The organism is Bacillus sp. AFS001701 (genome assembly GCF_002559405.1).
Taxonomy (GTDB): Bacteria; Bacillota; Bacilli; order Bacillales; family Bacillaceae_G; genus Gottfriedia.
In genome coordinates this window covers 1-15,068 of record NZ_NTZO01000124.1, presented here as the reverse complement: position 1 = coordinate 15,068, position 15,068 = coordinate 1, and the positions used below count along the sequence as shown (strand labels likewise).

Here is a 15,068-nt window from a genome sequence, read left to right as displayed (position 1 = left end):
TTCTTGCAAGGGGGTAAAACAAGGGGATGTTTCAACCAACAAAAGAATTTGCAGAATTTCTAGATCAAAAAGATTCATTATCAAATTATCGAGATGAGTTTTACTTACAACCCAATACGATCTATTTAGATGGAAATTCGCTAGGACTTCTTTCAAAAAGAGCAGAACAAAGTTTACTAGATTTATTAGATTCATGGAAGACACTTGCAATCGATGGATGGATGCAAGGCGATCATCCATGGTATTATTTTTCAGAAAAATTGGGAGCATTAAGTGCACCATTAGTCGGGGCAAAAGAGAAAGAAGTGATTGTAACTGGCTCAACAACTACAAATCTTCATCAATTAATTGCATCTTTTTATCACCCAAATGGTCAAAAAACGAAAATATTAGCGGATGAATTAAACTTTCCGTCAGATATTTATGCTATTCAAAGTCAATTAAGATTAAAGGGCTTTGACCCAGCAACTCACTTAATTCAAGTTAAAAGCCGTGATGGTCGAACAATTAGAGAAGAAGATATTATTGAAGCAATGACTGATGAAATTGCCTTAATTATTCTTCCAACTGTTTTATACCGAAGCGGACAATTATTCGATATAGAGAGATTAACAAAAGCTGCACATGAGCGTGGAATCATTATCGGTTTTGATGGATGTCATTCTGTTGGCGCAATCCCTCATCAGTTCCATGAATGGGACGTGGACTTCGCTTATTGGTGTAATTATAAGTATTTAAATAGTGGACCAGGTGGAGTTGGAAGCTTATTCGTTCACGAAAAGCATTTTGGTACGATGCCTGGATTAGCTGGTTGGTTCGGTTCAAATAAAGAAAAGCAGTTCGATATGAAGCATGAATTTGTTCCATCTGATACAGTTGGTGCTTATCAAATCGGTACCCCACATATTTTAAGCATGGCACCACTTGTTGGCTCACTTGAAATGTATAAAGAAGCTACAATTGATAGAATTCGCGAAAAATCTTTACACAGTACAGCTTATTTAATGAGCTTAATCAATGAAGAATTAAGTGATTTTGATTTTACAATTGGTAATCCACTCGAGGATTCAAATCGAGGTGGACATGTTTGTCTTGAACACGATGATGCTGCAAGGATCTGTAAAGCATTAAAGTTAAATGGGATTGTTCCAGACTTTAGAGCACCAAACGTAATCAGATTAGCACCAATCGCATTTTATACTTCTTATGTAGATGTTTGGAATAGTGTACAAATCTTAAAGAAAATCATGGTTGAGAAACAATATGAACAGTTTAAGAATGAACGAGAAATCATCGCTTAGGAGTTGTATGTAATGACATTAATTGATATATCCAGAAGACTTGAAGATGGTATGCCTGTATGGCCAGGTGATACGAATTTTTCATTCCAATTGAGTTGGACAAAAGAGGAAAGTGGCTCTGTTAATGTTGGGAAGTTAACTTTAAGTACTCACACAGGAACGCATATTGATGCGCCTTATCATTTTGATGAAAATGGTAAGAGAGTCATAGATTTAGATCCTAATTTATATGTAGGGATTGCAAAAGTAATCGAGCTGATTGAAGTAGATAGCATTAAAAAATCGGATTTAGAAGCTTTTCAATTCGATGGTGTAGAACGTTTATTAATTAAAACAAATTCATGGAAAAATGATAGCGTTTTCCCAGAGAGAATTCCACATATTGAAAAGGATGCAACAGAATTTTTACATGAAAATGGCGTTAAATTAGTTGGGGTAGATGTACCTTCAGTTGACCCACTTGATAGTAAGGAACTAGAAGCACATCATGCCCTTCATCATGCCGGTATTCATATTCTCGAATCGATTGATTTAAGAAATGTAACTCCAGGTGAGTATGAGCTTATTGCATTACCGCTACCATTAACAGATTCAGATGGTAGTCCAGTACGAGCAGTTTTACGTAAATTAGTTTAGGGGGAAAAGGGAAATGACACAAGAGCAAAAAAAACTGACAGATTACGAGAAGTATATTCGAACAGAAGAATTATTAAGTTTACAAAAACCTGACGATGAATTATTTTGTCCAGATGAATTAACGTTTCAAACAGTTCACCAAATTGCTGAGTTACATTTTAAATTAATCATCCAATCTATTCATTTTGCAGATAAATATATGCGTGCAAAAGAGGTTACGAAAGCAACACATCACTTACAACGCATTAATAATCACCTAGTACATTTACCAGCAGTTTTTGATATGGTTAAACTAGTAAGTCCAAGTGACTATCATATTATTCGTTTAGCTTTAGGAAGAGGTAGCGGTCAAGATTCTCCAGGATTTAATGAAATCTTAAAATTAGGTCCAACTCTTTGGCAGCCTTTTAAAGATTTATTAGATGAAAATTTACTTACACCTGTTCAATTACATCAAGATGCAGCTAAAAACTTTGAGTTATTCCAATTAATGCAAGAATTAACTTGCTTTGATGAAAGATTCCAATCATTCCGCAGACTGCATATTCAACTTGTTCGTCGCATGATTGGTATGAATACAAAGAGCTTAAAAGGAGTACCAGCAGAAGCTTTAGAACGTGCTGTACGATTTGAATTTTATCCTGAATTATGGCAAACGGTTTGTGACTTAACAGATTTAACTGGATCAAGCTATAATCCAAAGCCACTTTAATTAAATTGTTATGATAGAGAAAACAGATTCGATTATACGATTCTGTTTTTTTTTCACTTTAAGAAAGTATAAATTGGCAACGAGGAAGTTAATTCGACGTAGTAGCAATTTTAGGAATAAAGTATAAGTGCAACTACGCCTCTGTCTTCACCTAAAAGGCTCGTCAATCGGCGAGTTTTCTTTAACTAAAAATGGAAAATTTGCATTATGGGTATGATAAACCCATATGATTTTTTTAGAGCGGGGGGAGTTCATGGATAAAAATCTTCAAAAGCAATTAGACTTTGCTGCTTTTTTAAGTGTTATTTCCTACTTAGTTCTTGCGAGTGTAAAAATACTTGTTAGTTTTTATACAAATTCTAGTGCACTTTTAGCTGATGGTCTTAACAATGTGACTGATATTGGTGCAACTTTGGCTGTATTTATCGGAATAAGAATCGCAAGAAAACCGAGAGATTTAGACCATCCGTATGGACATTCAAGAGCAGAGCAAATAGCTACTTTAATTGCGTCTTTTATTATGATGTCGGTTGGATTACAGGTTATTATTGAAAATATTCGATCACTTTTCGTTGGAGAATATGAGACTCCGAATAGACTAGCGGCTGTAGTGGCATTTGCTTCTGGAATTTTTATGTTTGGCATTTATTTTTATAATAATAAAGTTGCCAAGAGAACAAAGAGTAAGGGGCTTGAGGCTTCAGCAAAAGATAATTTTTCCGATGCATTAGTTAGCTTTGGAACGACGATTGGTGTTCTAGGTGCTTCAATTGGTTTTCCTATTATCGATCCAATTGCGGCCATTTTAGTAGGTGCGATTATTTGTAAAACAGCATGGGAGATTTTTTATGATGCAACCCTTCTATTAACGGATGGATTCGATCCAGAAGAAATGAATCTTTTTACTGAAACAGTTGATAAAGTACCAGGTGTACATAAAGTTGTAGATTTAAGAGCAAGAATGTACGGGAATACAACAATCGCAGATGTAGTCATTGAAGTAGACGGCGGAATAGATGTAAGTAAAAGTCACGGCATCACAGACCAAATCGAAATGATCTTAAGCGAACAACATGGAATTCAATATACACACATTCATGTTGAGCCATTAAGGTCAGGGAGAGCAGGAAAGGATTAAGGTGGATAAATCAGAAAAGGGGATTGAAAAGAGCGTAAACTTTTCAATCCCCGTTCTATTTAATTCATATCTTGCTTAATAAATACGATGAAAGAGATTAGTAATGCTGATATTCCCCAAATTGATAAATTCATAAGAGAGAAGTGCATGTTTAATCCCTCAATGGAAGGGAGTTGACCTGCTAAGTAGTCAGTTAGGCCAAGGTTTACACTAAAGAAGTATTTTGCTCCTGACCATGATGTAGCTAGTCCGCTTAGAACGCTTCCTGTTATTAAAGCGGCTAGCATAATGCCCATTGCAGCGGGTGTAGTTCGAACTAATACGGATACCATAAATGAAAGAGTTCCAATTATTATACAAACAAACCATGCAAGTCCAAATGCCATTATGATGTATTGCCATTGGGGAATCAGTTGAACTGAATCGGTTAGTAGTTGGTTATTTTTAATGACAAATCCCGTTAACACAGGTACTGTCCAGCCTTTAAAGCTGAATACAAATCCTGAAACGACATATGCTAATACACCATATAGAACGAGAAGAAATGAGATTAATAAACAAATGGATATGTATTTACTAAGTAAGACCTTCCATCTCTTGATGGGACGGGTCAGTAGTATTTTTATCGTACCATCGCTTCGCTCACCAGATATAATATCGATTGTAATGACCATGACCAATAAAGGTAGAAGGAGCCACCCAATACTTTGTTCAATTAATTTTCGTATAAATGTAGGTGCACCAGGTGTTGTAGGATTTATGTCGTTATCCAAATAATATTGCTCTTGATCAATTTGAACTTTTAACCAACTTTTCCATTCTTCAGGTATTCCTGACGAATTTAATCTATTTTGCTGGTCGACTATTTTTTGTTGAAGTGCTACTTTCCAATTATCAGTACCAAGTCTTTTAATTGTTTCTTCAGTTTGCTGAAGTTGAGCATAAACAAAAATAGGGATTAGTACTGCTAAAATGAAAAAGATAACAAGTATTCTTCTTTTCCTTACCATTTTTTCAATTTCGTTAAAGACGAGTCTTATTAGTTCAGCCACGAACTTCGCCTCCAGTCATTTCCATGAATAAATCTTCCAATGTTTCAGACATTGTTTTAACGCCATTCACTTGCACATCTTCTACTACGAATTGTTGAATGACCTCACTTATTTTAAGAGGCGACATTCGGCACAGTATAAGCTCATCCTTTACTATGATATCTTGAATCGTAGAATCCTTTTTTAATATATCCAGCCCTTTTTGTATTGGAGAAACTCGCCATTCAACTCTTTCAGCAGCTTCCTTTACTAATTCTTTTACGGTTGAGACTCTAATCATTTTCCCTTTATTTATAATTCCTACGCGATCACAAATCATTTCGATTTCACTTAATAAATGACTTGAAATAAAAACACTTATATTTTGCTCTTTTACAAGCATATGAATAAATTCACGTAATTCACGAATACCGGCTGGATCTAATCCATTAGTAGGTTCATCTAAAATAAGAAGTTTAGGGCCTCCAAGTAACGCTTGAGCAATTCCTAATCTTTGCTTCATTCCGAGTGAATACGTCTTTACTTTTTCATGAATTCGATCCGTTAATTTTACTAAATTTACGACTTCACTTATTTTATTATCATCTTTAATTCCTAACATTCTCGCAAATTGATTTAGATTTTCCCATCCAGTTAAATAACCGTATAATTCTGGATTCTCTACAATACATCCAATTTGTCGCATCGCTTCTTTGAAATGAGTTTTAACTGGATAACCAGCGATTTCAATTGTTCCTTTAGTTGGTTTGATTAAACCGACTAGCATTCGTATAGTTGTTGTTTTTCCAGCTCCATTTGGACCTAGAAAGCCAAATACTTCACCTTCATTAACCTCAAATGAAACTTTATCGACTAGTACTTTTCCTTTGATGCTCTTTGTAACACTTTCTAATTTAAGAACTTTATTCATTCGACTCACCTCGAAGCTGACTTCCTATTTTACTAGTTAAGCGATTGGCCATTTCAATATAACCGTCTTTGTTCGGATGAAAATGGTCAGTGTACAAATATTTCTTTTCTTCGTTAAAAAATAAATCGAATGTTGGAATGACGTATGCATTATGAGTTTGAAGTACCGATAATTCGAGTAGATTGTTCCATCTAGATACAAAGCTTGACGATGCATCTAAACCTTGAACATTATGAAATGGATTATAATATCCAAACGCATAAATAGATGCTGTAGTATTTTTTTGACGTATTAGTTTAATAATTGATTGTAGATTATTTTTAAACGTTTTTTCATCTGGTCGATATGTCTTTAAAAATTGTTCATTTAATTGATTAGCGCCAGGAAATAAATCATTACTTCCTATGGAAAGAACGATTATGTCCGCTGAGCCTATCGTTTCTTGTATATTTTTTTTCTTTAAATCGTTAAGTAAATTTGATGTTTTTGCGCCACTAACAGCTAAATTAGTGATCGATATTGGTTGTTTATCCTCTTTTTGTAGAATGGTTTTTAATCTGCCTACATAACCTGTTCCTTCATCATCACCGACACCACGCGTAAGAGAGTCTCCTAATGCAACAATCTTAAGTTTATTGTTTTTGTGATCCCTGTCATTTTGATTATTTTTCTGTGCATTATTATTCACAATTAGTTTGCTTTTTTGAGGATTTAAAACTGAATAAGCACCTTTCACGAAGCCATATGATAATAAAAGAAAACAAAGTAATGAAATGAACATGATAAACCGAACAAAATGATTGTATTTCAAATTTCACACCACCAAAAAAGGAAAAATTTTCATTATAAAATCATTATTACCATAATAAAATTAGATTTGCACGAAAAAACCTGTCCTCAAAAAAAAGAAGACAGGTAGATTCGTTTTATGAAGCACGTTTTAATTCTTTTACTTCTAATTTTGATTCATTATTCAAGAAGTAATATGCCATTCCGACTCCAACTGAACCACCAATAATATTTCCAAGTGTAACTGGAATTAAATTATGCAATACATCACTAAACGAAAAGGCTACATCATGTGGCATAATATAAGATAATGTAAAGACTGCAATATTTGCGATACTATGTTCATAACCAGAGAAGAAGAAAGCAAATACTAATAAAAAAATCAGTAACATTTTTGCTAAATCATCTTTAAATCTAGTCGGTAAAAAACAAGCAAGACAGACAAGCCAATTACATAAAATACCTTTAAAAAATAAGTGGATAAATGATGAGTGAATTTTATGAGTAACTACAGTTGTTAAAAAATGATCGGTAGGAAAATCCTTTGCTAGACCTGTAAAAATATAAATAATCGCAAAAATAAATGTTCCAATAATATTACCTGAGTAACATGCAATCCAGTTTTTTACTAAATCTAGTTTTGAAGTTTTTTTAGCTAATGTTGAGAATGTAAAATACATCGTATTACTAGTAAATAATTCTCCACCACCATAAATAATCATAATTAGTGCTGTAGAGAAAACAAGTGGATAAGCAACAGATGAAAATGGTGAATTTTGTAATCTAAATAATTCGGCTAATTTTAAACAGACAATGAGAATAAAGCTTATATAAATAGATGCTAAGGCAGCACGAGTTAAATATTTAATTAAGCTTTCGTCTAGTATTTTCTTTTTTTTAAGAGCTAAATCAATACAATATTGGATACTATCTCGTTCCAAATGGTTTCACTCCTTATGCGCTCTTTGAATAACACATACATAGTATACAGACAAAAAGTGATGATAAGTTTGTGAAGTTATGAACAAATTATGAAATTGAACAAGTTATATACTATTTATTATTTTTACTTTACATTTTAAAATAATCGCCTTAAAACTAGTTGAAGATATAATATAATTTCATAGTAAACAGGTTTAGGTAAAAAAAGGAAGGATTCAAATTAGATTTTTAAAACTTAATAATAATATGGAGAGGTGATTTCGTTTGGAAAATGAATTTGAAGCAAAATTTGATGCGTTACTAAAAAAGTACACGGAGTTGTTATTAGGAGATTGGTCAGTGGAAAAACAAGCAAAAGTGGAAAAATGGGTTATGTATACATACATATCAAAATCAATGCCCGCATTAGTAAAACATTGGAATGATACATATCCTCAAGCTAAAGATGAAGTTGTTAATTTAATAAAAGAGATTAAAACGTTAAATGACCAGCATAGAGAAGCTATGGCTAACAAAAATAAGCAATAATATATATCCATATTTTTCAAAGATGACGACTTATATAAATTATGATAATATAATATTAAGTAAGGGCATACATTTTTCAATAAACAAAATTCGACAAATTATTAAATAATTGTTTTAACAAATTTCAATAGATGATACATTAGTAATATATATAGAGAAAAGTAAAGTTTAATTTTGGGGGTAGAGTAATGGAACAAGTTATGAAGAATGCTTTTTTATTTATGTCTAAAAATAAGTTTTTAACTAAAATGGCTAAAAAATATGGCCTAAGATTTGGTGCAGGACGTTTTGTTGCAGGCGAAACAATCGATTTAGCTACAAAAGTTATTAAGGACTTAAATAAAAAGAATTTAAAAGTAACAATTGATTATCTTGGAGAATTCGTTGACACGGTTGAAGAAGCAAATGAAATGGCTGATCACTGTATCGAAGCAATTGAAGCGATTGGAAAAGAAAAATTAAATTCACAATGTTCTCTAAAAATGACATCGATGGGTCTTGATATTTCTGACGAGTTAGTTTTATCAAACATGCGTCGTATTTTAGAGGCAGCTAAAAAGAATGGTGTATTCGTTACAATTGATATGGAAGATTTCACTCGTTGTGAAAAAACAATTCGTATCTTTAAGCAATTAAGATCTGAGTACGATAATATTGGAACAGTTATCCAAGCTTATTTATACAGAACTGAAAACGATATTACAGATTTAAACAGCTTAAAACCAAATTTACGTTTAGTAAAAGGTGCTTATAAAGAGCCTGCTGAAGTAGCATTCCCGGAGAAAAAAGATGTGGATGAAAACTTCAAAAAAATCATTAAAATGCACTTATTAAACGGTAACTTTACTGCAATCGCTTCACATGATGAAGCAATGATTGAGTATACAAAACAATTAGTAAAAGAACATAATATTCCAAATGATCAATTTGAATTCCAAATGTTATACGGAATTCGTACAGAGCGTCAATTAGAGCTTGTTAAAGAAGGCTATAATATGCGAGTTTATGTTCCTTATGGTACTGACTGGTACGGATACTTCATGCGTCGTCTTGCAGAACGTCCTGCAAACGTTGCATTCGTATTAAAAGGTATGTTCAGTAAATAATTTTAAAATTAAAGGCTAACTAAAAAGGATTGAGTGAGGATCCTTTTTAGTCAGCCTTTTTCTCTTTATACAGGATTTTTTGTGATAAGTAGTTATTTGTAAAACAACATTATTCATATAATTGTTTCGTCAGCAAGGTCCTAGTTTTGCTATTAAAAATACGAGTGAAAGAAGCTTACTGACCCATGTTTTTTTTACCGTACTGCTGATTGTTACTTTGTCTACCTTTTTCTTCTCTTTGATCTCCATGGCTTGCATTACCTTGAACACTTGCTGCACTAACTCCACCCTTTGATGGATTTCTTTCACGTTTCATATCTTATCACCTCCATTTCTTAGACTAACCCATTTAAATAAACTTATTAGTAAAAATTGGAGTGTAATAAAAAAAGCAGAGGAAGGAATTTAAATCATAAATAAAATTTTATTAATTTGAACTTTTTGTTTATTGCGAAAAATGAGAATTTATCATATAGTGGAAGAAGAGGGCTCATTGATAATGGATTGGTTTATCCAGAAAGTGAATGAGTATTCATTCAAGATATGAGGAGGAGAAATGCATATGATCCAAAAAATTAAAAAAGCCGCTGTACTCGGCTCTGGTGTGATGGGATCTGGTATCGCTGCACACTTGGCAAACATAGGTATTCCAACATTACTACTTGATATTGTCCCAAGAGAACTATCTGAGGAAGATGCTGCAAAAGGTCTTTCTACTGACTCCAAAGAATTTCGTAATCGCTTTAGTCAAACGGCTATTCAGAAATTATTGAAACAAAAGCCAGCTCCTCTAGCATCTAAGAAAAACTTAACGTTAATTCAAGCAGGTAACTTTGAAGATGACATGAGTCGTTTAAGCGAAGTTGACTGGATTATTGAAGTAGTTGTTGAAAATTTAGCAATTAAAAAACAAGTATTAGCAAAGGTAGATGCATACCGCAAACCAGGCTCAATCGTGAGCTCAAATACATCTGGTATTTCAATTGAAGCAATGTCTGAAGACTGTTCAGATGACTTCAAGAAACATTTCTTAGGCACTCACTTTTTTAATCCACCACGTTACTTAAAATTATTAGAAGTTATTCCTACTAAACATACATCTGAAGAAGTACTTACATTTATGAAAAGTTTTGGAGAAGACGTTTTAGGTAAAGGCGTTGTATTAGCAAAAGATACTCCAAACTTTATTGGAAACCGTATCGGAACTTACGGATTACTTGTAACTGTACAAGAAATGCTAAAAGGCGGATACAGCGTTGGAGAAGTTGATTCAATTACTGGTCCAATGATTGGACGCCCTTCTAGTGCTACATTCCGTACATTGGACGTAGTTGGATTAGATACATTTATCCATGTTGCAAACAATGTTTATGAGCTAGTGGAAGGCGAAGAGAAGGAAGTATTTAAAGTTCCAGAATTTATGAAGGAAATGGCTAATCGTAATTGGCTTGGAAGTAAATCTGGGCAAGGATTTTTCTTAAAGCAAGGTAAGGAAATCTTAGAATTAGATCCAAGCACATTTGAATATAGAGAAAGAAAAAGCTTGAAAACTGCTTCAACTGAAAGCATCAAACAAGTTAAAGGTTTAGCGAATAAGTTGAAAGCGCTTGTATACGCTGATGATCGTGCAGGTAATTTCTTATGGAGCATTATTAGCCCGGTTCTAGTATATTCAGCTGAATTGTCTGGTGAAATTTCTGATAACATCGTCGGAATTGATCAAGCAATGAAGTGGGGATTTGGCTGGGATTTAGGACCATTTGAAATTTGGGATGCAATTGGTGTATCTAAATCAGTCGTACGAATGGAAAGCGAAGGCCTTACTGTACCGAATTGGGTTAAGAATATGATCGATAGTGGTAATGAAACTTTTTATAAGCAAGATAATGGCGTGACTAGCTTTTATCATAATGGCCAATTTGAAGAGCTTGTAAGAAACGAAAAAGAAGTTAAATTAAGTGTTTTAAAAGAACAAGGTCGAATGATTAAACAAAATTCAGGTGCGAGTTTAATTGACCTTGGAGATGGAGTTGCGTGTTTAGAATTCCATACAAAGAGCAATGCAATTGGTATGGATATTACGCAAATGATTAACTTCGCAGTTGATGAAGTTTCAAAGAATTATAAAGGTTTAGTAATTGGTAACCAAGCTAAAAACTTCTGCGTTGGTGCTAATTTAGCAATGATTTTAATGGAAGCGCAAGATGACAACTATTTTGAAATTGAAATGGTCGTTAAAGGATTCCAACAAGCAATGATGAAAATTAAGTACTCAGATAAGCCGGTAGTTGTAGCTCCTTACGGTATGACACTAGGTGGCGGTGCTGAAATTTGTTTACCAGCTGCTAGCGTAGTTGCATCTTCTGAAACTTATATGGGCTTAGTTGAAGTTGGAGTAGGCTTAATTCCAGGCGGGGGCGGTAGTAAAGAGCTTTATATTAAACAATTCAAACAGTTCCCAGAAGGTGTTGAGTTTGACCTACAAGGTCTTGCAAATCGTGTATTTGAGACAGTTGCAATGGCAAAAGTATCGACTTCTGCTCAAGAAGCATTTGAAAATGGATTCTTAAATCATGATGATCGCAAAGTATTTAATGCAGATCACTTAATTTATGAAGCAAAACAACGAGTAATTGAGTTATATGAAGCAGGTTATAGCGCTCCGATTCGTGAAAAAGTACCAGTAGTTGGTGAGTCTGGTTATGCAACTTTATTAGCAGGTGCAAACTCAATGTACTATTCTGGCTATATTAGTGAACATGATTTAACAATTGCTAAGAAATTAGCTTATGTAATCGCAGGTGGAAAAGTACCATTCGGAACGTTAGTAGACGAAGAGTATTTATTAAATATTGAACGTGAAGCATTTTTAAGTTTAATTTCTGAAATGAAATCTCAAGCACGTATGCAACACATGCTTGTAAAAGGAAAACCGTTACGTAATTAATCTAAAGATGGAGGGAAGAACATGAGAGAAGCTGTTATAGTAGCGGGTGCGAGAACACCTGTAGGTAAAGCGAAAAAAGGATCACTAGCAACAGTACGTCCAGATGATTTAGGGGCATTAGTTGTAAAAGAAACATTAAAGCGTGCGGGAAATTACGATGGTCCAATCGATGATATTATTTTTGGCTGCTCATCGCCAGAAGCTGAGCAAGGATTCAACATGGCGCGTAATATTGGGGCACTAGCTGGATTACCGCATTCAGTTCCAGGAATTACAGTGAACCGTTATTGTTCTTCAGGTCTACAAAGTATTGCTTATGCAAGTGAACGAATTATGTTAGGCCATTCTGAAGCTATTATTGCAGGCGGAGCAGAATCTATGAGTTTACTTCCAATGGGAGGGCATGTTGCTCGTTTAAATAGTAGATTAGTAGAAAATGCACCAGAGTATTATATGGGTATGGGGCATACTGCTGAGCAGGTTGCCAACCGTTATGGTATTTCAAGAGAAGATCAAGATGCTTTTGCGGTACGTAGTCATCAGCGCGCAGCAGCGGCAATTAAAGAAGGGCGTTTTGTAGACGAAATCGTTCCAGTTGATGTAACGCTACGTTCGGTTAACGCAAACAATAAATTAGAAGAAAAGAATTTTACGTTCTCTCAAGATGAGGGTGTTCGTGAAGGTACATCTTCTGAAGTATTAGCTAAATTAAGACCAGCATTTAATGTAAGAGGTTCAGTAACGGCTGGAAACTCTTCGCAAACAAGTGACGGGGCTGCAGCAGTATTAGTAATGGATCGCGAAAAAGCTGAAGCTGAAGGATTAAGTCCATTATTAAAATTCCGTTCTTTTGCAGTCGCTGGTGTAGCTCCAGAAGTAATGGGAATTGGACCTGTTGAAGCGATTCCAAAAGCTCTTAAATTAGCAGGATTAAGCTTATCTGACATAGGAATATTTGAATTAAATGAAGCATTCGCTTCTCAATCAATTCAAATTATTCGTCACTTAGGTCTTGATGAAGACCGTGTTAACGTAAACGGTGGGGCGATTGCATTAGGGCATCCACTTGGTTGTACTGGTACTAAACTAACTTTATCTTTATTACATGAGATGAAGCGTCGTGGAGAACAGTTCGGTATCGTAACAATGTGCGTAGGCGGTGGAATGGGCGCAGCTGGAGTATTTGAATTAGTTTAATAGATGTAATGGGATAGGTTGCTAGAATTAAGTCTTTGATGAACAGAATATTCAAACAAGTAAAGAAAATAGGAGGAATTTACGATGGAAAAAACAATCGGTAACTTACTTAAAGGCGGAAGCTTTTTAACAACAGAAGTGACTTTTGATAAAGTTTTTACACCAGAGGATTTTTCAGATGAGCATAAATTAATTGCAAAAACAACTGAAGATTTTGTAGTTAATGAAGTGTTACCTGAATTAGAATATTTAGAGCAACATGAATTTGACCGTACTGTAAGATTATTAAAACAAGCTGGTGAGCTAGGATTATTAGCTGCAGATGTGCCAGAAGAATATGGTGGAATCGCACTAGATAAAATTAGCTCAGCATTAATTACAGAAAAAATTTCACGTGGTGGTGGATTCTCACTTTCTCAAGGCGCTCACGTAGGGATCGGTACACTTCCAATCGTATTATTTGGAAATCATGATCAAAAGCAACGCTATTTACCAGGATTAGCAACAGGTGAGAAATTTGCAGCTTATGCATTAACGGAGCCAGGTTCAGGGTCAGATGCATTAGGAGCAAAAACTGTCGCTAAATTAAATGCTGAAGGAACTCACTACATCTTAAATGGTGAAAAACAATGGATTACAAACTCTGCTTTTGCAGATGTATTTGTTGTATATGCAAAAATTGATGGAGAGCACTTCTCAGCATTTATTGTTGAGAGAGATTATGAAGGTGTTTCGACTGGTCCAGAAGAGAAGAAAATGGGGATTAAATCATCTTCAACTCGTACATTAATATTAGAAGATGTAAAAGTTCCTGTAGAAAACCTATTAGGTGAAATTGGAAAAGGTCATGTTATTGCCTTTAATATTTTAAATATTGGTCGTTATAAATTAGCTGTAGGTACAGTTGGTGGATCAAAACGTGCTTTAGAATTATCTGCAACATATGCTAACCAACGACAACAATTCAAAACACCAATTGCAAAATTTAGTTTAATTCAAGAAAAATTAGCAAGTATGGCTACAAAAATTTATGCAAGTGAAAGTTCAGCCTATCGTACTGTAGGACTTTTTGAGGATCGCTTTAGTCAATTAACTGAAGAGCAAGCAAAAGATCCAAAAGCAGTTGCAGCTGCTGTAGCAGAGTATGCAATTGAATGTTCATTAAATAAATTCTTCTGTTCAGAAGTATTAGACTATGTAGCTGATGAAGGAGTACAAATCCACGGTGGATATGGCTTCATGGCTGAATATGAAATTGAGCGTATTTACCGTGATTCTCGTATTAACCGAATCTTTGAAGGAACAAACGAAATTAATCGTTTAATTGTACCAAGTACATTCCTTCGAAAAGCAATGAAGGGAGAACTTCCATTACTTCAACAGGCTCAACAAATACAAGAAGAACTAATGATGTTAATGCCTGAAGAAGTTGGAGATGCTCCTTTAGAGCAAGAGAAATATTTAGTTCGTAATGCGAAAAAAATCGCAATCATGATTGCTGGATTAGCAGTTCAAAAATTCGGTAAAGCATTAAGTAATGAACAAGAAATTCTGGTAAATATTGCAGATATCGTAAGTAATGTTTACGCAATGGAATCGACAGTTCTACGTACTGAAAAAGCGATTAATAAAGTAGGTTTAGAAAAATCAAACCAAAAATTACTATATACTCAAGTGTTCTGCCAAGAAGCATTCAATGAGATTGAAGCTCATGCTAAAGAAACGCTTGTAGCTGTTGAGTCAGGTGATACATTAAGAATGATGACGTCAGCACTTCGTAAGTTTACACGTCATACGCCAATTAATGTAA

At 34.3% G+C, this 15,068-nt stretch carries 14 protein-coding genes; 9 read left to right on the top strand and 5 right to left on the bottom strand.

The genetic code is table 11. From position 1 onward, the window contains the following. Positions 1–26 precede the first annotated feature (26 nt). From kynU to CN514_RS10250, 4 genes are all read left to right on the top strand, one after another. The gene (gene kynU / locus CN514_RS10265; RefSeq protein WP_098232484.1) at positions 27–1,301 is read left to right on the top strand and encodes a kynureninase; all 1,275 of its coding nucleotides are present in this window, start codon (positions 27–29) and stop codon (positions 1,299–1,301) included. Between the two features lie 12 nt (positions 1,302–1,313). Beyond that, a complete protein-coding gene (gene kynB, locus CN514_RS10260; protein ID WP_098232483.1) occupies positions 1,314–1,937 on the top strand; it encodes an arylformamidase in 624 nt (207 codons plus the stop codon). Positions 1,938–1,950: 13 nt separating this feature from the next. Continuing rightward, complete coding sequence (locus tag CN514_RS10255) at positions 1,951–2,649, top strand: tryptophan 2,3-dioxygenase family protein (protein ID WP_098232482.1); 699 nt, start codon at positions 1,951–1,953, stop codon at positions 2,647–2,649. A gap of 253 nt (positions 2,650–2,902) precedes the next feature. Then, positions 2,903–3,787 (top strand): cation diffusion facilitator family transporter, encoded by an 885-nt coding sequence (locus tag CN514_RS10250; protein ID WP_098232481.1) that lies wholly within the window; start codon positions 2,903–2,905, stop codon positions 3,785–3,787. Between the two features lie 59 nt (positions 3,788–3,846). Here CN514_RS10250 and CN514_RS10245 read toward each other — a convergent pair whose 3' ends face one another. From CN514_RS10245 to CN514_RS10230, 4 genes are all read right to left on the bottom strand, one after another. Further along, positions 3,847–4,806: an ABC transporter permease gene (locus tag CN514_RS10245; protein ID WP_286141630.1), complete on the bottom strand. Its 960-nt coding sequence runs from the start codon at positions 4,804–4,806 to the stop codon at positions 3,847–3,849. A gap of 25 nt (positions 4,807–4,831) precedes the next feature. Continuing rightward, positions 4,832–5,749 (bottom strand): ABC transporter ATP-binding protein, encoded by a 918-nt coding sequence (locus CN514_RS10240; RefSeq protein WP_098232480.1) that lies wholly within the window; start codon positions 5,747–5,749, stop codon positions 4,832–4,834. Then, positions 5,742–6,560, bottom strand: coding sequence for a GDSL-type esterase/lipase family protein (locus CN514_RS10235; protein WP_286141629.1), 819 nt, complete (start codon positions 6,558–6,560; stop codon positions 5,742–5,744). The genes CN514_RS10240 and CN514_RS10235 overlap by 8 nt, the downstream gene beginning before the upstream one ends. Positions 6,561–6,675: 115 nt before the next feature. Next, positions 6,676–7,479 carry a formate/nitrite transporter family protein gene (locus CN514_RS10230; RefSeq protein WP_098232479.1) on the bottom strand — a complete coding sequence of 268 codons (804 nt, stop codon included), beginning with the start codon at positions 7,477–7,479 and terminating at the stop codon, positions 6,676–6,678. A gap of 265 nt (positions 7,480–7,744) precedes the next feature. On the opposite strand from CN514_RS10230, the gene CN514_RS10225 reads away from it, so the two are divergent. Both CN514_RS10225 and CN514_RS10220 read left to right on the top strand, forming a co-directional pair. Beyond that, on the top strand, positions 7,745–8,008 hold the full coding sequence (locus CN514_RS10225; protein WP_098232478.1) for a DUF2573 family protein: 264 nt from the start codon (positions 7,745–7,747) through the stop codon (positions 8,006–8,008). Positions 8,009–8,196: 188 nt separating this feature from the next. Then, positions 8,197–9,114 (top strand): proline dehydrogenase family protein, encoded by a 918-nt coding sequence (locus CN514_RS10220; RefSeq protein ID WP_098232477.1) that lies wholly within the window; start codon positions 8,197–8,199, stop codon positions 9,112–9,114. 175 nt (positions 9,115–9,289) lie between these two features. Here the strand turns inward: CN514_RS10220 and CN514_RS10215 are convergent, their stop codons facing one another. Continuing rightward, entirely contained in the window at positions 9,290–9,430 is a 141-nt protein-coding gene (locus tag CN514_RS10215; RefSeq protein ID WP_098232476.1) for a YuzL family protein, read from the bottom strand. A 249-nt stretch (positions 9,431–9,679) separates the two neighbouring features. On the opposite strand from CN514_RS10215, the gene CN514_RS10210 reads away from it, so the two are divergent. The 3 genes from CN514_RS10210 to CN514_RS10200 form a co-directional block, all read left to right on the top strand. After that, on the top strand, positions 9,680–12,061 hold the full coding sequence (locus CN514_RS10210; RefSeq protein WP_098232497.1) for a 3-hydroxyacyl-CoA dehydrogenase/enoyl-CoA hydratase family protein: 2,382 nt from the start codon (positions 9,680–9,682) through the stop codon (positions 12,059–12,061). Between the two features lie 21 nt (positions 12,062–12,082). Further along, positions 12,083–13,258, top strand: coding sequence for an acetyl-CoA C-acetyltransferase (locus tag CN514_RS10205; RefSeq protein WP_097976291.1), 1,176 nt, complete (start codon positions 12,083–12,085; stop codon positions 13,256–13,258). Positions 13,259–13,342: 84 nt separating this feature from the next. Further along, positions 13,343–15,068: acyl-CoA dehydrogenase family protein (locus tag CN514_RS10200; protein ID WP_098232475.1), on the top strand; the 1,726-nt coding region annotated here is incomplete at its 3' end.